We start from the raw sequence: 17,127 nt of genomic DNA on the forward strand, positions 1-17,127 counted from the left end.
GTGAAGCCTCTCATTAGCCGCGCGAACCTCTGCAATGAAGATCATTTATAGCAACAATACAATAGTTTCCATTGAATTGCTGCCGTCTGGTTGAAAAAAGGGGCCATCAGGCCCCCTTTTCTGAAACTCGCAAGAATTAGCGACGCAGGCCCAGACGCTCGATCAGCGCGGTGTAGCGTGCAACATCTTTACGCTTCAGGTAGTCGAGCAGTTTACGACGCTGAGAAACCATACGCAGCAGACCACGACGGCTGTGGTGATCTTTTTTGTGCTCTGCAAAGTGACCTTGCAGGTGGTTAATCTGTGCAGTCAGCAGTGCAACCTGAACTTCGGTAGAACCGCTGTCGTTAGTACCACGACCAAACTCAGAAACGATTTTAGCTTTAGCTTCAACGCTTAGAGACATTTTCAAACTCCAAAGTATAAAGAATGTAAGGATGCCGATCTCTAATTCAGCTATCCCATGTACGCCCCGCAGATTGTTAAACAATTTACCAGGCGTTAAGCGGCGATATTCTACTCGTCTCCCCTGCTTATCGCAAGGTGAGGCGTTATCACCGTCACGCTTCGACCGGATATTCGACGACCAGACGACGCGGCGCCACACGCCCTTCGCCGTCCATTTCGCCCATACCGATGAATTTCCCTTCGTCACCTTCCGTCACGCGTACCAGGCCCTCAAGCGGCGCCCCCGATGTGCGAACCGGGTTTCCGTTCTTAAAGTAAACGGACGATGTTAAAGGAAGATTAACAACCGGGAAGTCCACTGCCGGACTGTCCATTGGCATCAGCAGCGGGTCCAGCAGATCGGCTGGCGCAACGCCCTGCGCTTGCGCCTGTTCAACCAGGGCGTGCAGATGCTCAAGCGTCACCATGCGTTCGACCGGATATTTGCTGACCGCCAGACGACGCAGATAAATCACATGCGAGCCGCAGCCCAGCTTTTCACCGAGGTCATCAATGATGGTGCGGATATAGGTCCCTTTCGAACAGTGTACTTCCAGCTCGAGTTCATCACCTTCGTGGCGAATGAACAGCAACTCATACACGGTAATCGGACGAGCTTCACGCGGAACCTCAATGCCCTGACGCGCATATTCGTAGAGCTTTTTGCCCTGATATTTCAGCGCCGAATACATCGACGGCACCTGTAGCGTATCACCACGGAAGCTGTCCAGCGCCGCATCAAGTTGCTCCGCGCTGAAGGTCACCGGGCGCTCTTCCACCACCAGGCCATCTGCATCGGAGGTATCCGTGCGCTGGCCCAGTTTGGCAATCACGCGGTAGCGCTTATCCGAATCCAGCAGGTACTGGGAAAACTTTGTCGCTTCCCCCAGGCAGATCGGCAGCATGCCGGTTGCCAGCGGATCCAGCGCGCCAGTGTGCCCTGCACGGTTGGCGTTATAAATACGCTTCACTTTTTGCAGCACGTCGTTGCTGGATGCGCCCTGTGGTTTATCCAGCAACAGCACGCCATGCACGTCACGACCGCGACGACGAGGACGACTCATCAGTCCTCCTTGCTGTCGTCCGCCGGGTTAACACGACGCTCATCGTCATGTTTCACCACGCTGGTCACCAGGTTGGACATACGCATACCTTCAACCAGCGAGTTGTCGTAGAAGAAGGTCAGCTCTGGCACGATACGCAGGCGCATTGCTTTGCCAAGCAGAGAGCGGATGAAACCAGAGGCTTCCTGCAACGCTTTAATGCCGTTCTTCACGGCGTCTTCATCCTGGTCATTCAGGAAAGTAACAAACACTTTGGCGTACGCCAGGTCGCGGGACATTTCCACGCCAGACACGGTGGTCATCATACCCACGCGTGGATCTTTGATTTCACGTTGCAGAATGAGAGCGATCTCTTTCTGCATCTCCTGCGCGACGCGCTGTGGGCGACCAAATTCTTTCGCCATAATAAATTCTCCAGACAAAAAAGGGGCTTAAGCCCCTTTTTAAAATTACTGCCGGGTGGCGCTTCGCTTACCCGGCCTACGCTAATTAATCTTCAGTTGACGAAGATTACGCGATGGTACGCTGAATTTCGATGATCTCGAACACTTCGATCATATCGCCAACGCGAACGTCGTTGTAGTTCTTCACGCCGATACCACATTCCATGCCGTTACGGACTTCGTTAACGTCATCTTTGAAGCGGCGCAGGGATTCCAGCTCACCTTCGTAGATAACCACGTTGTCACGCAGTACGCGGATTGGGTTGTGACGCTTGATGGTCCCTTCGGTAACCATACAGCCCGCGATCGCACCGAATTTCGGTGATTTGAACACGTCACGTACTTCAGCCAGACCGATGATCTGCTGTTTCAGCTCAGGAGACAGCATGCCGCTCATCGCTGCTTTCACTTCGTCAATCAGGTTATAGATGACGGAGTAGTAACGCAGATCCAGGCTTTCAGCATCAATCACTTTACGCGCAGATGCGTCAGCACGAACGTTGAAGCCAACCAGGATCGCGTTGGACGCTGCTGCCAGGGTTGCGTCGGTTTCGGTGATACCACCTACGCCAGAACCGATGATCTTCACTTTCACTTCGTCGGTAGACAGTTTCAGCAAGGAGTCGGAGATCGCTTCCACAGAACCCTGAACGTCCGCTTTCAGAACGATGTTCACTTCGTGAACTTCGCCTTCGGTCATGTTGGCGAACATGTTCTCGAGTTTGGATTTCTGCTGACGAGCCAGCTTCACTTCACGGAATTTACCCTGACGATACAGAGCGACTTCACGCGCTTTCTTCTCGTCACGTACCACGGTGACTTCGTCACCGGCAGCCGGAACACCGGACAGGCCGAGAATTTCCACTGGAATGGACGGACCCGCTTCCAGCACTTCCTGACCCAGTTCGTTACGCATCGCACGAACGCGACCGTATTCGAAACCACACAGAACGATGTCGCCCTTGTGCAGAGTACCTTCGCGAACCAGAACGGTTGCAACCGGACCACGACCTTTATCCAGGAAGGATTCGATTACCGCGCCGCTCGCCATACCTTTACGAACCGCTTTCAGCTCCAGAACTTCAGCCTGAAGCAGGATAGCGTTCAGCAGGTCGTCGATACCGGTACCTGCTTTTGCAGATACAGGGATGAACTGCGCTTCACCGCCCCACTCTTCCGGCATAACGCCGTACTGGGACAGTTCGTTCTTCACGCGATCCATATCGGCTTCTGGCTTATCGATTTTGTTAACTGCGACAACCAGAGGCACCTGCGCCGCTTTCGCGTGCTGGATAGCTTCAATGGTCTGTGGCATCACGCCATCGTCGGCAGCAACAACCAGAACAACGATATCCGTTGCCTGAGCACCACGAGCACGCATTGAGGTAAACGCTGCGTGGCCTGGGGTATCCAGGAAGGTGATCATGCCGTTTTCGGTTTCTACGTGGTAAGCACCGATGTGCTGGGTAATACCACCCGCTTCGCCGGAGGCAACCTTAGTAGAACGAATGTAGTCAAGCAGAGAGGTTTTACCGTGGTCAACGTGACCCATGATGGTCACGACCGGTGCGCGCGGTTCAGCCGCTGCGCCCGTATCACGGTCGCTCATGACTGCTTCTTCCAGCTCGTTTTCACGACGCAGGATAACTTTGTGGCCCATCTCTTCGGCAACCAGCTGTGCGGTTTCCTGGTCGATGACCTGGTTGATGGTGGCCATTGCGCCCAGTTTCATCATCGCTTTGATGACCTGAGAGCCTTTCACCGCCATCTTGTTAGCCAGTTCGCCAACGGTGATGGTTTCGCCGATCACAACGTCACGGTTAACGGCCTGAGCAGGCTTCTGGAAGCCCTGCTGGAGAGCGGAACCTTTACGCTTGCCGCCTTTACCGCCGCGAACCGCTGCACGCGCTTCTTCACGGTCAGCTTTTGATTCGGCGTGTTTGTTACCTTTTTTCGCAGGACGCGCAGCTTTTGCACTGCGAGTACGGCCACGACCACCTTCAACTTCGCGGTCGTTGTCGTCTTCTGCCTGACGCGCATGCTGAGACGTGGTGACGTGATAATCGCTGGTATCTTCAGTTGGTTCAGCGGTATTCACACCGTTCTTCTCGTTTTCTTCTGCCATGCGACGCGCTTCTTCGGCGACGCGGCGAGCTTCTTCTTCAAGCTTGCGGCGGGCTTCTTCTTCCGCTTTACGCTTCAGCTCGGCAGCTTCATTTTCACGGCGGGCTTTTTCAGCCTGGGCAGTTTTGGTCATTTCGTCGGTCTGTTGATTGCTCACTTTGTCTTTTTCCGCAGCGTCACGCTTCGCTTTTTCACCGGCGTCGCGTTTCGCTTTTTCTGCGGCCTCACGTTCAGCTTTTAATTCTGCTTCACGTTTGGCAGTGGCTTCTGCCTCACGCTGAGCTTGTTCTTCCGCTTCACGCTGTGCCTGCTCTTCCGCGGCAAGGCGTTCTGCCTCTTGCGGATCACGTTTTACAAAGGTGCGCGTCTTGCGGACTTCAATTTGTACCGACTTGCTTTTGCCACCGGTACCAGGGATGTTCAACGTGCTACGCGTTTTACGCTGTAGCGTTAACTTGTCAGGCGTAGAGCCGTGTTCACGGTTCAGGTGCGCTAACAAGGTTTGTTTTTCTTGCGCGGTCACCGAGTCATCAGCGGACTTCGGGATCCCTGCATCAGCAAATTGCTGTACCAGGCGGTCCACGGAGGTCTGAATCTCAGCAGCCAGAGATTTTACAGTTACATCAGTCATGCTGTTCCTTCCTGCTACAGTTTATTACGCTTCGTCGCCGAACCAGCAAATATTACGTGCGGCCATGATGAGTTCGCCGGCTTTCTCGTCGGTTAAACCTTCGATATCGGCCAGGTCATCAACGCCTTGCTCAGCGAGATCTTCCAGCGTACAAACACCACGGGCAGCCAGCTTGAACGCAATCGCACGATCAAGACCTTCCAGATTCAGCAGGTCATCAGCCGGCTTCTTATCGCCAAGGCTTTCTTCCTGAGCCAGCGCCAGGGTGGTCAGTGCGTTTTTAGCGCGTTCACGCAGGGCTTCAACGGTTGGTTCATCCAGACCGTCAATTTCCAGCAGCTCTTTCATTGGCACGTAGGCCAGTTCTTCCAGCGTAGAGAAACCTTCTTCAACCAGCACAGTGGCGAAGTCTTCGTCAATGTCCAGGTATTTGGTGAAGGTATCGATCGCCGCGTGGGCTTCAGCCTGATGCTTGGCCTGAAGGTCATCAACGGTCATCACGTTGAGTTCCCAGCCGCTCAGCTGTGACGCCAGACGTACGTTCTGACCGTTACGGCCAATCGCCTGCGCCAGGTTGCCCGCTTCTACAGCGATATCCATGGTGTGTTTGTCTTCGTCAACAACGATAGACGCCACATCAGCCGGTGCCATTGCGTTGATCACGAACTGCGCCGGGTTATCGTCCCACAGAACGATATCAATGCGCTCGCCGCCCAGTTCGGTAGAAACCGCCTGAACACGTGCGCCACGCATACCGACGCAAGCACCGACCGGGTCGATACGCTTGTCGTTGGTTTTCACCGCAATTTTCGCACGGGAACCCGGATCGCGGGCCGCCGCTTTGATTTCGATAACTTCTTCGCCGATTTCCGGCACTTCGATACGGAACAGTTCAACCAGCATTTCTGGTTTAGAACGCGTCACGAACAGCTGTGCACCACGCGCTTCAGGACGTACGGCATACAGCACACCACGAATACGGTCGCCTGGGCGGAAGTTTTCACGCGGCAGCATGTCTTCACGCAGGATCACGGCTTCAGCGTTACCCGGCAGCCCTTCGGATTTGATCTCCAGAGAGATGTTGTCGCGGTTCACTTTCTTCACCACACCAGTGATGATTTCGCCTTCCTGATCGCGGAACTGATCGACAACCAGCGCGCGCTCGGCTTCGCGCACTTTCTGCACAATAACCTGCTTCGCGGTCTGGGTGGTGATACGGTCGAAGGTAACAGATTCAATCTGATCTTCAACGTAGTCACCCACGTTCAGACTTTCGTCTTCAAAACGTGCCGCTTCCAGCGTGATCTCTTTGGTCGGTTGGGTCACTTCTTCAACGATTACCCAACGACGGAATGTATCGAAGTCACCGCTTTTACGATCGATTTCTACGCGAACATCGATCTCTTGTTCGTATTTTTTCTTGGTTGCTGTAGCCAGTGCACTTTCCAGCGCTTCGAAAATCTTCTCACGCGGCAGTGATTTCTCGTTGGAGACGGCTTCAACAACAGCCAAAATTTCTTTGTTCATCGCGGGCTTTTCACCTCAATCCAGACTGTTAAAAGTGGGGAACCAGGTTCGCCTTCTGGATATTACTCAGCGCGAACACTTCATCTTTGCCTTCGACTGTCACCGTGATCATTTCACCATCAACGGCTTTGATAATTCCCTGCCATTTACGGCGGTTCTGTACGGCCATACGCAGAACGAGAGCCACTTCTTCACCGGTAAAGCGCACGTAGTGCTCGGCCGTGAACATCGGACGATCGAGGCCAGGTGAGGAAACTTCCAGGTTGTACGCAACGGTAATCGGATCTTCAACATCAAGAACCGCACTCACCTGGTGGCTGACATCAGCACAATCATCAACATTGATGCCATCTTCACTATCAATATAGATGCGCAGTGTGGATGTACGGCCGCGAACGAATTCGATGCCGACCAGTTCGTAGCCCAGTGCTTCGACCGGCGCAGTAATCATCTCTGTTAATTTTTGCTCTAATGTGGACAAGCCCACCCCCAAGACATAAAAAAAGGGCGTAAAGCCCAGTTATTCTGTAGTCAGATAACAAAAAACCCCGATAAATCGGGGCTTTAGATAACTGAACCCTATAGCCACAACTGTGGCCTGGAGCACTCTCCGAAAGCATTTTTTCAAATCCAGCTACGAAGGCTCTAAGTCTTCACAGTATATTTGAAAAAGAACTTTATGGGAAAGTGGTTGCGGGGGCCGGATTTGAACCGACGACCTTCGGGTTATGAGCCCGACGAGCTACCAGGCTGCTCCACCCCGCGCCTGAAACGTGGCAAATTCTACACGTTTTGGACAGAATTTGCAAATAATGCTGGGATTTGGTACCGAAGACGGGACGTAAAATCGGCGTTCAGTATATTGATAGTTGACCCCACCTGTCAACCCAACTTCAGCCTGGGCAATAAAAGGGAAATTTTTACAAAAAACGCACACGTCTCTTTCGGTCGTCGATAAAAGATGATTAAATGAATACTCACTTATTTTGCATAAACATGCATCGAGAGCGAAAGCGGTCTCTAATCAGTCAATCAAGCAGGGTTTTATTATATGACGACGATTCTCAAGCATCTCCCGGTAGGACAACGTATTGGCATCGCTTTTTCTGGCGGCCTGGATACCAGCGCTGCACTGCTGTGGATGCGCCAGAAGGGAGCGGTTCCTTATGCATATACTGCGAACCTGGGTCAGCCGGACGAGGAAGATTATGACGCGATCCCTCGTCGTGCCATGGAATATGGCGCAGAGAACGCACGTCTGATCGACTGCCGTAAGCAGCTGGTTGCCGAAGGGATTGCCGCAATCCAGTGCGGTGCTTTCCATAATACGACCGGCGGCCTGACCTATTTCAATACCACCCCGCTGGGTCGTGCCGTCACCGGCACTATGCTGGTTGCCGCCATGAAAGAAGATGGCGTGAACATCTGGGGGGACGGTAGCACCTATAAAGGCAACGATATTGAACGTTTCTATCGTTATGGCCTGCTGACCAACGCCGAGTTGCAGATCTACAAACCGTGGCTGGATACCGACTTCATCGACGAGCTGGGTGGCCGTCATGAAATGTCTGAGTTTATGATTGCCTGCGGCTTTGACTACAAGATGTCCGTTGAGAAAGCCTACTCAACCGACTCCAACATGCTGGGTGCGACGCACGAAGCGAAAGACCTGGAATTCCTGAACTCCAGCGTAAAAATTGTTAACCCGATCATGGGCGTGAAGTTCTGGGATGAGAACGTGAAGATCCCGGCGGAAGAAGTGACCGTGCGTTTCGAACGTGGTCATCCGGTTGCCCTGAACGGTAAAACCTTCTCCGACGATGTTGAACTGATGCTGGAAGCAAACCGCATCGGCGGTCGTCACGGGCTGGGTATGAGCGATCAGATCGAAAACCGTATCATCGAAGCGAAAAGCCGCGGCATTTACGAAGCTCCGGGGATGGCGCTGCTGCACATCGCTTACGAGCGTCTGCTGACCGGTATTCACAACGAAGACACCATTGAGCAGTATCACTCTCATGGCCGTCAGCTGGGCAAACTGCTGTATCAGGGTCGCTGGTTTGATCCACAGGCGCTGATGCTGCGTGACGCCCTGCAACGTTGGGTGGCAAGCGCAATCACCGGCGAAGTGACCCTGGAACTGCGTCGCGGCAATGATTACTCCATCCTCAATACCGTGTCTGACAACCTGACCTATAAAGCAGAGCGTCTGACCATGGAGAAAGGTGAGTCAGTGTTCTCTCCGGACGATCGTATTGGCCAGCTGACCATGCGTAACCTGGACATCACCGATACCCGTGAGAAGCTGTTCAACTATGTTGAGAATGGCCTGCTCTCCGCCAGTTCCGGTAATGGCCTCCCTCAGGTTGAGAACCTGGAACACAGCGATAAGAAATAATCGACAGCAAGTCATGCAAAAAGGCGCCCATTGGGCGCCTTTTTTGTGGTCTTCGTAGGCCCGGTAAGCGCAGCGCCACCGGGCAAAACGGCGGGTGGCGCTGCGCTTACCCGCCCTACAAAAGATCGGATACACAGAATGTACAGACGAAAAAAAAGACGTCTTGCGACGTCTTTCTTCTGGAATATTGGTACCGAGGATGGGACTCGAACCCACAAGCCCGTTAGGGCACTACCACCTCAAGGTAGCGTGTCTACCAATTCCACCACCTCGGTACGGAATACTTACTGCGGGATATCGCTGGTTGGCTTAGCCGGTGCAGCTGGCTGAGTTTGCTCAGTTTTTTGCTGGCGCGCTCAGATTTTCCCACTCGCTTCCTTTACTGGTCTTGTTGCTGTTGATATTGCCCAGCACCAGACTGATGATGAAGAACAGCGTAGCCAGAATCGCCGTCGTACGGGTCATGAAGTTCGCAGAACCACTTGAACCGAACAGCGTACCGGAAGCGCCTGCTCCGAAGGAGGCTCCCATATCAGCGCCTTTACCTTGCTGTAGCATAATCAGCGCTACGAGAGCGATGGCTACAATAAGGAAAATAACTAAAAGAGCTTCGTACATAATCAACCTGTTCCTTGCGGATTTGCCGCATACCAATGCTTCGACCAATTAGCAGGATTTTGTTTCCCACTGAAGCGGGTGTGAATACTAACCAAAGCGAATCACCTTCGCAAGGGCATTTTCGAGGCATTGTATCAACTGCGGAAAAAAACAGCAAAAAGCCATTCATTGCTTAAAACAAAGGCGGCAAACGCCGCCTTTTTAAACACTTATTCTGAAAGATTATGCAGCTTTGACTGCATCCGCAATGCGGTGCGCAAATTCGGTTACCTGCGCTTCGTCTTCGCCTTCCACCATCACGCGGATCAGCGGCTCGGTACCCGACTTACGCAGCAGGACGCGCCCACGGCTGCCAAGAGTCGCTTCCACCTCTGCCATCACCGCTTTCACGTTATCATTTTCCAGCGGGTCGCCTTTACCCGCGGTGAAACGCACATTGACCAGAATCTGCGGGAACATTTTCATGCCGCTGCACAGATCGTGCAGGCTCATATGGTTACGCGCCATCGCGGCAACAACCTGAAGCGCCGCCACAATACCGTCACCGGTGGTGGTTTTATCGAGCAGGATCACGTGGCCGGAGTTTTCCGCGCCAATACGCCAGCCTTTCTCCTGGAGTTTTTCCAGCACGTAGCGGTCACCCACTTTCGCACGAACAAACGGGATGCCCAGCTGTTTCAACGCCAGTTCCAGGCCCATATTGCTCATCAGCGTGCCCACCGCGCCACCGCGCAGTTGCCCCTGACGCAGGCCTTCACGGGCAATGATGTAGAGGATCTGATCGCCATCGACCTTGTTACCTTCGTGGTCAACCATGATCACACGGTCACCATCGCCATCCAGGGCAATACCCAGATCGGCCTTTTCAGCCAGCACACGCGCCTGCAACGCACGCACGTCTGTCGCGCCGACTTCTTCGTTGATGTTCAGACCATCCGGCTCGCAGCCGATAGTGATCACTTTGGCACCCAGCTCGCGGAACACATTCGGCGCAATGTGGTAAGTCGCACCGTTGGCACAGTCCACCACAATTTTGAGGTGTGCCAGGCTCAGCTCATTCGGGAAAGTGCCTTTGCAGAATTCAATGTAGCGGCCTGCGGCATCGACAATACGGTTTGCTTTACCCAGCTCAGCGGAGTCAACACAGGTGATCTCTTTTTCCATTTCCGCTTCAATCGCCTCTTCCACGTCATCCGGCAGTTTGGTGCCCTCGATGGAGAAGAATTTGATACCGTTGTCATAGAACGGATTATGGGAAGCTGAAATGACGATGCCCGCTTCCGCACGGAAGGTGCGGGTCAGATAGGCAACAGCAGGGGTCGGCATTGGCCCCGTAAAGGAAGCTGAAAGCCCCGCCGCCGCCAGCCCGGCTTCCAGCGCGGACTCCAGCATATAACCCGAAATACGGGTATCTTTCCCAATAATGATCTTACGGGAGCCATGACGCGCCAGCACTTTCCCCGCTGCCCAGCCCAGCTTCAGGACAAAGTCAGGGGTAATTGGCGCATCGCCTACGCGCCCACGGATGCCATCGGTACCAAAATATTTACGATTACTCATAGCGTTTGTTTTCCTTCGCTGCCAGTGTGGCTTCTACCACACGCATGGCTTCTACTGTTTCTTTTACGTCATGGACGCGAATGATGTGTGCACCTTGCATCGCGGCAATCACCGCGCAGGCCAGACTGCCGCTCAGACGTTCGCTCGGCCCGACATTCAACAACTGACCAATCATCGATTTTCTCGACATTCCCACCAGCAGTGGCAGGCCGAACTGATGAAACTCTGATAAGCGCGCAAGCAACGCGTAATTGTGTGAGAGATTTTTACCGAAACCGAAGCCCGGGTCGAGCAGCAATTTCTCTTTTGCGATACCCGCACGTTCACAGCGTTCGATATGCTCAATAAAGAAGCGGGTGACGTCGGCAAACACATCTTCATATTTTGGCGCCTCCTGCATTGTCTTAGGCTGACCCTGCATATGCATCAGACACACCGGTAGCCCGGTTTCTGCGGCGGCTTCAATCGCGCCCGGCTCGGTCAGCGAGCGGATATCATTGATAATGTGAGCGCCCACTCTCGCCACTTCACGGATCACTTCGGGTTTGGAGGTATCAACGGAGATCCACACTTCAAAGCGCCGGGCGATAGCCTCCACCACCGGCACCACGCGCGCCAGCTCTTCTTCCACTGAAACCTCCGCCGCGCCAGGCCGCGTTGACTCCCCTCCAACGTCAATGATAGTGGCACCCGCGTTAATCATTAAATTCGCGTGTTTAACCGCGTCGATAAGCGAATTATGCGTGCCGCCGTCAGAGAAGGAATCAGGCGTGACATTCAGGATCCCCATCACATGGGGATGTGAAAGGTCGAGATGCGAGTCCTGGGCGAATAGTTTCATGGTGAAGTCCCTGGGATTAATGTGGTTAAACAGATAAGAAAAACCCCGGAGCAAGCTCCAGGGTTTGAGATACAGACAAACGCTTCAACAGCAGTGACTTACTTGTCGCCCAACTGCTCTGACATGGTGTTGCCCGGGTTTGGCGTACGCGGTTCATCGACCGGACGCGGCGCACGCGGGGTGCCATTGTTGTCAGAATTGTTAGACGCGCCTGGGTCTTCCCAGCCTGCCGGCGGACGCACTTCGCGGCGCGCCATCAGGTCGTCAATCTGCGGTGCATCGATGGTCTCATATTTCATGAGCGCATCTTTCATCGAATGCAGGATGTCCATATTGTCGTTCAGGATCTGACGGGCGCGAGCGTAGTTACGTTCAATCAGCGCTTTCACTTCCTGGTCGATGATACGTGCCGTTTCATCGGACATATGTTTCGCTTTTGCCACAGAGCGGCCCAGGAATACTTCGCCCTCTTCCTCTGCATACAGCAGCGGACCGAGTTTGTCGGAGAAGCCCCACTGAGTCACCATGTTACGCGCCAGGTTTGTCGCCACTTTAATATCGTTCGACGCACCGGTGGAAACATGTTCCGCACCGTAGATAATCTCTTCAGCCAGACGACCGCCGTACAGGGTTGAAATCTGGCTTTCCAGCTTCTGACGGCTGGCGCTGATCGCGTCGCCTTCAGGCAGGAAGAAGGTCACACCCAGCGCACGACCGCGCGGAATAATCGTCACCTTGTGTACGGGATCGTGTTCCGGCACCAGACGACCGATAATCGCGTGGCCCGCTTCGTGATATGCCGTGGACTCTTTCTGCGCTTCCGTCATCACCATGGAGCGACGTTCCGCCCCCATCATGATTTTGTCTTTCGCTTTCTCGAATTCCACCATGGACACCACGCGCTTGTTACCGCGAGCGGCAAACAGTGCTGCTTCGTTGACCAGGTTAGCCAGATCCGCACCGGAGAAGCCTGGAGTACCACGCGCAATGATTGCCGCGTCGATATCTGGCGCCAGCGGTACGCGTCGCATATGCACTTTCAGAATCTGTTCACGACCGCGAACATCCGGCAGACCGACCACAACCTGACGGTCAAAACGGCCTGGACGCAGCAGCGCAGGGTCGAGTACGTCCGGACGGTTAGTTGCCGCGATAACGATGATACCTTCGTTACCTTCGAAGCCGTCCATCTCAACCAGCATCTGGTTCAGCGTCTGCTCACGTTCATCGTGACCACCACCCAGGCCTGCGCCACGCTGGCGGCCTACGGCGTCGATTTCATCGATGAAGATGATGCACGGTGCTGCCTTCTTAGCCTGCTCGAACATGTCACGCACACGAGATGCACCGACACCCACGAACATTTCAACGAAGTCAGAACCTGAAATAGTAAAGAACGGCACCTTCGCTTCACCCGCGATGGCTTTTGCCAGCAGGGTTTTACCGGTACCCGGAGGGCCGACCATCAGGACGCCTTTCGGGATCTTACCGCCCAGTTTTTGGAAACGGCTCGGCTCGCGCAGGTATTCAACCAGTTCACCCACCTCTTCTTTTGCTTCGTCACAACCTGCTACGTCAGCAAACGTGGTCTTGATCTGGTCTTCCGTCAGCATACGCGCCTTGCTCTTACCGAACGACATGGCACCTTTGCCACCACCGCCCTGCATCTGGCGCATAAAGAAGATCCAGACGCCGATAAGAAGCAGCATCGGGAACCAGGAAATGAAGATAGAAGCCAGCAGGCTTGGTTCTTCCGGCGGCTCGCCTACCACTTTGACGTTTTTGGTCAGAAGGTTATCAAGCAGCTTAGGATCGTTCACCGGGATGTAAGTCGTGTAACGGTTACTATCTTTCTTGGTAACGTTGATCTCACGTCCGTTGATACGCGCTTCGCGAACCTGGTCCTGATTGACCTCTTGCAGGAAGGTAGAATAATCCACCTTGCGGCCATTCGACTCGCTGGGCCCAAAGCTCTGGAATACTGACATCAGCACAACGGCAATGACCAGCCAGAGTATTAGGTTTTTCGCCATGTCACTCAAGGGATTAACCTCATATTACAACTGTGTTAAAAACAGCGTCAGGATACTCTATATCCAGTTTCATTCAAACTTTCGCCTGAAATCTACCGGTTATCATTTTCGCCCGGTCGCTACAATATACACTTCACGGGAACGGGCCCGGGAAGAGTCCGGCTTACGAACTTTGACCTTCGCAAACAGGGAGCGAATTTCCTTAAGATACTCCTCGAAACCTTCGCCCTGAAACACCTTCACAACAAAACTACCACCAGGCGCTAGTACATCACGACACATTTCTAACGCTAGTTCCACCAGATACATGGCGCGGGGGATATCCACCGCCGGTGTTCCACACATATTTGGCGCCATATCCGACATGACAACCTGGACCTTACTGTCACCTACACGATCAAGTAGTGCTTTAAGCACTAATTCATCACGAAAGTCGCCCTGAAGGAAGTCGACACCGACGATGGGATCCATTGGTAAAAGATCGCATGCGATGATTCGGCCCGTTCCGCCGATCTGCGTAACCGCATACTGGGACCATCCGCCAGGTGCCGCACCGAGGTCGACCACCGTCATTCCCGGTTTAAAAAGTTTGTCACTTTGCTGTATTTCATCAAGTTTAAACCAGGCGCGGGAACGCAACCCCTTTTTCTGCGCCTGTTGAACATATTTATCGCTAAAGTGTTCCTGAAGCCAGCGGCTGGAGCTGGCAGAACGCTTTTTACCTGTCATTTAACATTTCCGTCCTGGTTCATCGTTGCTTGCCTGTGACGTAAATTTCTACGCAGCTATTTGGCGATATTAGGGAGATGGCGGTAGAATGAACCGTTTTCAATCCCAACGTAAGCAAAAATATACGATGAATCTGAGTACTAAACAAAAACAGCACCTTAAAGGTCTGGCACATCCGCTCAAGCCTGTAGTGATGCTTGGCAACAATGGTTTGACCGAAGGGGTGCTTGCCGAGATTGAACAAGCGCTGGAACACCACGAGCTGATCAAGGTGAAAATCGCCTCTGAAGACAGAGACACTAAAAACCTGATCGTGGAAGCCATCGTGCGCGAAACCGGCGCCTGTAATGTACAGGTCATCGGTAAAACGCTGGTGCTCTATCGCCCATCTAAAGAGCGCAAAATCTCGCTGCCACGTTAAGGATATCCTGAATCGAACACATTTTCTGTGTGAAACGAGGGATTTCTTTCAGCAGGCGAGCAAAATGCCATGCTCCTTGAGTTGATAAAAGGCCGCTATGCGGCCTTTTTCTTTTCTTTACAATGTATCAACATCTTTGTAGAGAAGCGAATTACAGGTATTCAACCTTAATAATTTCGTATTCCACTTCACCACCAGGGGTGCGGATGGTGACCACATCGTCCTGCTCTTTGCCAATCAGGCCACGAGCAATCGGCGAGTTCACCGAAATCAGGTTCTGTTTGAAGTCCGCTTCATCATCACCCACGATGCGATAGGTCTGCTCTTCGTCGTTGTCCAGATTCAGGACGCTGACGGTAGAGCCGAAGATCACACGGCCATTATTTGGCATTTTGGTGATATCGATAACCTGCGCGTTAGACAGTTTCGCCTCGATATCTTTAATGCGCCCCTCACAGAAACCCTGCTGCTCACGCGCCGCGTGGTATTCAGCATTCTCTTTCAGGTCGCCATGCTCACGCGCTTCCGCGATAGCGGCGATGATTTCAGGGCGACGCACGGATTTGAGAAAATCCAGCTCTTCGCGCAGTTTTTCGGCACCACGTAAGGTCATCGGAATAGCTTGCATTTGTTATACCTCTTAAACATTCCTGTTGGGAGCAGTGTTCCCTGCTCCAGCCCACCTGAACAGGCCAGAAGCAAAAAGAAAACCGACCCGGGAGCAACGCCCCAGGTCAGCAGCAATTTTTCAATTTGATACGCATTTTACCGCGAAGTTCACTATGGGTCATCGTTTACTTTACAGTGCCATGCACCGTAGTATGACGGTTTGTTTTCGGGTTGTTAGCGCGAGATTATGCGATTTTCCAGTTTTATCATCGGATTGACTACCAGTATAACGTTCACCGTTCAGGCCGCGAATGTTGATGAGTACATTAATCAACTGCCCGCCGGCGCGAACCTTGCCCTGATGGTGCAGAAGGTTGGCGCGCAGGCTCCCGAGATTGACTATCACAGTCAACAGATGGCGCTGCCTGCCAGTACCCAGAAGGTGATCACTGCCCTCGCCGCCCTGCTCCAGCTCGGGCCTGACTTCCGTTTTACTACCACCCTTGAAACCAGAGGTAACGTTGAGGGTGGCGAACTGAAAGGCGATCTTATCGCCCGTTTTGGTGGCGATCCCACCTTTAAGCGCCAGGATGTCCGCAATATGGTGGCGGTACTGAAAAAATCCGGCGTAACAAAAATTGATGGCAACGTGCTGATCGACACCTCCATTTTCGCCAGCCACGATAAAGCGCCTGGCTGGCCGTGGAACGACATGACGCAGTGCTTTAGCGCCCCGCCAGCCGCCGCCATCGTTGACCGTAACTGCTTCTCCGTATCGCTTTACAGCGCGCCAAAACCAAATGACTTAGCTTTTATCCGCGTGGCCTCATACTACCCGGTCACGATGTTCAGCCAGGTGCGGACGCTGGCGAAAGGCTCCCCGGAGGCGCAGTATTGCGAGCTGGACGTGGTACCGGGCGATCTCAATCGCTATACGCTCACCGGCTGCCTGACCCAGCGGTCCGATCCCCTCCCGCTGGCCTTCGCCATTCAGGATGGCGCGGGCTATGCCGGTGCCATTTTTAAAGATGAACTGAAGCAGGCGGGCATAACCTACACCGGAACGCTGCTGCGCCAGACGCAGGTGAATGAGCCAGGCACGGTGATCGCCAGCAAACAGTCCGCGCCACTGCATGATTTGCTTAAGATTATGCTGAAAAAGTCGGATAACATGATTGCCGACACGGTGTTCCGCATGATTGGGCACGCGCGATTTGGTGTGCCGGGCACCTGGCGGGCCGGTTCTGATGCCGTACGTCAGATCCTGCGCCAGCAGGCGGGTATCGATCTGGGCAATACGATCGCCGTTGATGGTTCCGGTTTATCGCGTCATAACCTGATCTCGCCGGCCACCATGATGCAGGTGTTGCAGTACATTGCTCAGCATGACGCTGAGCTAAACTTTATTACGATGCTGCCGCTTGCCGGACACGACGGCTCTCTTCAGTACCGCGCGGGCCTTCACGCTGCGGGCGTGGATGGCAAAGTGTCAGCCAAAACGGGTTCCCTGCAAGGCGTTTACAACCTTGCCGGTTTTATCACTACCGCCAGCGGACAACGCATGGCATTTGTGCAGTATCTTTCCGGCTATGCCGTCGAACCGGCTGACCAGCGCAATCGCCGTATTCCACTGGTGCGTTTCGAAAGCAGGCTCTATAAGGACATCTACCAGAATAACTAGC

14 protein-coding genes, 2 tRNA genes and 1 pseudogene are annotated in these 17,127 nt (G+C 53.4%); 3 read left to right on the plus strand and 14 right to left on the minus strand.

Features of this window, described 5'->3' with window-relative positions; all coding sequences use genetic code 11:
- Positions 1 to 136: 136 nt before the first annotated feature.
- The 7 genes from rpsO to KTH07_RS17770 form a co-directional block, all read right to left on the minus strand.
- Positions 137 to 406 (minus strand): 30S ribosomal protein S15, encoded by a 270-nt coding sequence (gene rpsO / locus KTH07_RS17740; RefSeq protein ID WP_003861789.1) that lies wholly within the window; start codon positions 404 to 406, stop codon positions 137 to 139.
- 154 nt (positions 407 to 560) lie between these two features.
- Positions 561 to 1,511: a tRNA pseudouridine(55) synthase TruB gene (truB, locus tag KTH07_RS17745; protein WP_032618939.1), complete on the minus strand. Its 951-nt coding sequence runs from the start codon at positions 1,509 to 1,511 to the stop codon at positions 561 to 563.
- Positions 1,511 to 1,915, minus strand: coding sequence for a 30S ribosome-binding factor RbfA (gene rbfA / locus KTH07_RS17750; protein ID WP_003861793.1), 405 nt, complete (start codon positions 1,913 to 1,915; stop codon positions 1,511 to 1,513). Before rbfA ends, truB begins: the two co-directional genes overlap by 1 nt.
- Before the next feature lie 106 nt (positions 1,916 to 2,021).
- The gene (infB, locus tag KTH07_RS17755) at positions 2,022 to 4,709 is read right to left on the minus strand and encodes a translation initiation factor IF-2 (protein ID WP_006812117.1); all 2,688 of its coding nucleotides are present in this window, start codon (positions 4,707 to 4,709) and stop codon (positions 2,022 to 2,024) included.
- A 24-nt stretch (positions 4,710 to 4,733) separates the two neighbouring features.
- Positions 4,734 to 6,236, minus strand: a complete 1,503-nt coding sequence (gene nusA / locus KTH07_RS17760) for a transcription termination factor NusA (protein ID WP_003861798.1) — start codon at positions 6,234 to 6,236, stop codon at positions 4,734 to 4,736.
- A gap of 28 nt (positions 6,237 to 6,264) precedes the next feature.
- Complete coding sequence (rimP, locus tag KTH07_RS17765) at positions 6,265 to 6,717, minus strand: ribosome maturation factor RimP (RefSeq protein WP_014833432.1); 453 nt, start codon at positions 6,715 to 6,717, stop codon at positions 6,265 to 6,267.
- Between the two features lie 207 nt (positions 6,718 to 6,924).
- Positions 6,925 to 7,001, minus strand: a tRNA-Met gene (locus tag KTH07_RS17770).
- Positions 7,002 to 7,287: 286 nt separating this feature from the next.
- Between KTH07_RS17770 and argG the strand changes: the two genes are divergently transcribed.
- Complete coding sequence (gene argG, locus KTH07_RS17775; protein ID WP_015571974.1) at positions 7,288 to 8,634, plus strand: argininosuccinate synthase; 1,347 nt, start codon at positions 7,288 to 7,290, stop codon at positions 8,632 to 8,634.
- 188 nt (positions 8,635 to 8,822) lie between these two features.
- On the opposite strand, the gene KTH07_RS17780 is transcribed toward argG, so the two are convergent.
- The 6 genes and pseudogenes from KTH07_RS17780 to rlmE form a co-directional block, all read right to left on the minus strand.
- Positions 8,823 to 8,909, minus strand: a tRNA-Leu gene (locus KTH07_RS17780).
- Positions 8,910 to 8,918: 9 nt separating this feature from the next.
- Positions 8,919 to 9,252: pseudogene (gene secG, locus KTH07_RS17785) on the minus strand (preprotein translocase subunit SecG).
- Between the two features lie 222 nt (positions 9,253 to 9,474).
- Positions 9,475 to 10,812, minus strand: a complete 1,338-nt coding sequence (glmM, locus tag KTH07_RS17790; protein ID WP_063162062.1) for a phosphoglucosamine mutase — start codon at positions 10,810 to 10,812, stop codon at positions 9,475 to 9,477.
- Positions 10,805 to 11,653 carry a dihydropteroate synthase gene (gene folP, locus KTH07_RS17795; RefSeq protein ID WP_003861807.1) on the minus strand — a complete coding sequence of 283 codons (849 nt, stop codon included), beginning with the start codon at positions 11,651 to 11,653 and terminating at the stop codon, positions 10,805 to 10,807. The genes glmM and folP overlap by 8 nt, the downstream gene beginning before the upstream one ends.
- A gap of 98 nt (positions 11,654 to 11,751) precedes the next feature.
- A complete protein-coding gene (gene ftsH, locus KTH07_RS17800) occupies positions 11,752 to 13,686 on the minus strand; it encodes an ATP-dependent zinc metalloprotease FtsH (RefSeq protein ID WP_003861810.1) in 1,935 nt (644 codons plus the stop codon).
- A gap of 102 nt (positions 13,687 to 13,788) precedes the next feature.
- Positions 13,789 to 14,415 carry a 23S rRNA (uridine(2552)-2'-O)-methyltransferase RlmE gene (gene rlmE / locus KTH07_RS17805; protein ID WP_003861812.1) on the minus strand — a complete coding sequence of 209 codons (627 nt, stop codon included), beginning with the start codon at positions 14,413 to 14,415 and terminating at the stop codon, positions 13,789 to 13,791.
- A gap of 127 nt (positions 14,416 to 14,542) precedes the next feature.
- Between rlmE and yhbY the strand changes: the two genes are divergently transcribed.
- On the plus strand, positions 14,543 to 14,836 hold the full coding sequence (gene yhbY, locus KTH07_RS17810) for a ribosome assembly RNA-binding protein YhbY (RefSeq protein WP_003861814.1): 294 nt from the start codon (positions 14,543 to 14,545) through the stop codon (positions 14,834 to 14,836).
- Between the two features lie 151 nt (positions 14,837 to 14,987).
- On the opposite strand, the gene greA is transcribed toward yhbY, so the two are convergent.
- On the minus strand, positions 14,988 to 15,464 hold the full coding sequence (greA, locus tag KTH07_RS17815; RefSeq protein ID WP_006812122.1) for a transcription elongation factor GreA: 477 nt from the start codon (positions 15,462 to 15,464) through the stop codon (positions 14,988 to 14,990).
- A gap of 228 nt (positions 15,465 to 15,692) precedes the next feature.
- Between greA and dacB the strand changes: the two genes are divergently transcribed.
- On the plus strand, positions 15,693 to 17,126 hold the full coding sequence (gene dacB, locus KTH07_RS17820) for a serine-type D-Ala-D-Ala carboxypeptidase (protein ID WP_015571976.1): 1,434 nt from the start codon (positions 15,693 to 15,695) through the stop codon (positions 17,124 to 17,126).
- Position 17,127 lies beyond the last annotated feature (1 nt).

The sequence above is a fragment of the Enterobacter cloacae complex sp. ECL72 genome, from assembly GCF_019056635.1.
GTDB lineage: Bacteria > Pseudomonadota > Gammaproteobacteria > Enterobacterales > Enterobacteriaceae > Enterobacter > Enterobacter hormaechei_C.

What these genes read in the sequence shown, in the direction of transcription:
- rpsO (WP_003861789.1), bottom strand. Translation starts at nt 406, where the DNA reads ATGTCTCTAAGCGTTGAAGCTAAAGCTAAAATCGTTTCTGAGTTTGGT.
- truB (WP_032618939.1), bottom strand. Translation starts at nt 1,511, where the DNA reads ATGAGTCGTCCTCGTCGTCGCGGTCGTGACGTGCATGGCGTGCTGTTG.
- rbfA (WP_003861793.1), bottom strand. Translation starts at nt 1,915, where the DNA reads ATGGCGAAAGAATTTGGTCGCCCACAGCGCGTCGCGCAGGAGATGCAG.
- infB (WP_006812117.1), bottom strand. Translation starts at nt 4,709, where the DNA reads ATGACTGATGTAACTGTAAAATCTCTGGCTGCTGAGATTCAGACCTCC.
- nusA (WP_003861798.1), bottom strand. Translation starts at nt 6,236, where the DNA reads ATGAACAAAGAAATTTTGGCTGTTGTTGAAGCCGTCTCCAACGAGAAA.
- argG (WP_015571974.1), top strand. Translation starts at nt 7,288, where the DNA reads ATGACGACGATTCTCAAGCATCTCCCGGTAGGACAACGTATTGGCATC.
- glmM (WP_063162062.1), bottom strand. Translation starts at nt 10,812, where the DNA reads ATGAGTAATCGTAAATATTTTGGTACCGATGGCATCCGTGGGCGCGTA.
- folP (WP_003861807.1), bottom strand. Translation starts at nt 11,653, where the DNA reads ATGAAACTATTCGCCCAGGACTCGCATCTCGACCTTTCACATCCCCAT.
- ftsH (WP_003861810.1), bottom strand. Translation starts at nt 13,686, where the DNA reads ATGGCGAAAAACCTAATACTCTGGCTGGTCATTGCCGTTGTGCTGATG.
- rlmE (WP_003861812.1), bottom strand. Translation starts at nt 14,415, where the DNA reads ATGACAGGTAAAAAGCGTTCTGCCAGCTCCAGCCGCTGGCTTCAGGAA.
- yhbY (WP_003861814.1), top strand. Translation starts at nt 14,543, where the DNA reads ATGAATCTGAGTACTAAACAAAAACAGCACCTTAAAGGTCTGGCACAT.
- greA (WP_006812122.1), bottom strand. Translation starts at nt 15,464, where the DNA reads ATGCAAGCTATTCCGATGACCTTACGTGGTGCCGAAAAACTGCGCGAA.
- dacB (WP_015571976.1), top strand. Translation starts at nt 15,693, where the DNA reads ATGCGATTTTCCAGTTTTATCATCGGATTGACTACCAGTATAACGTTC.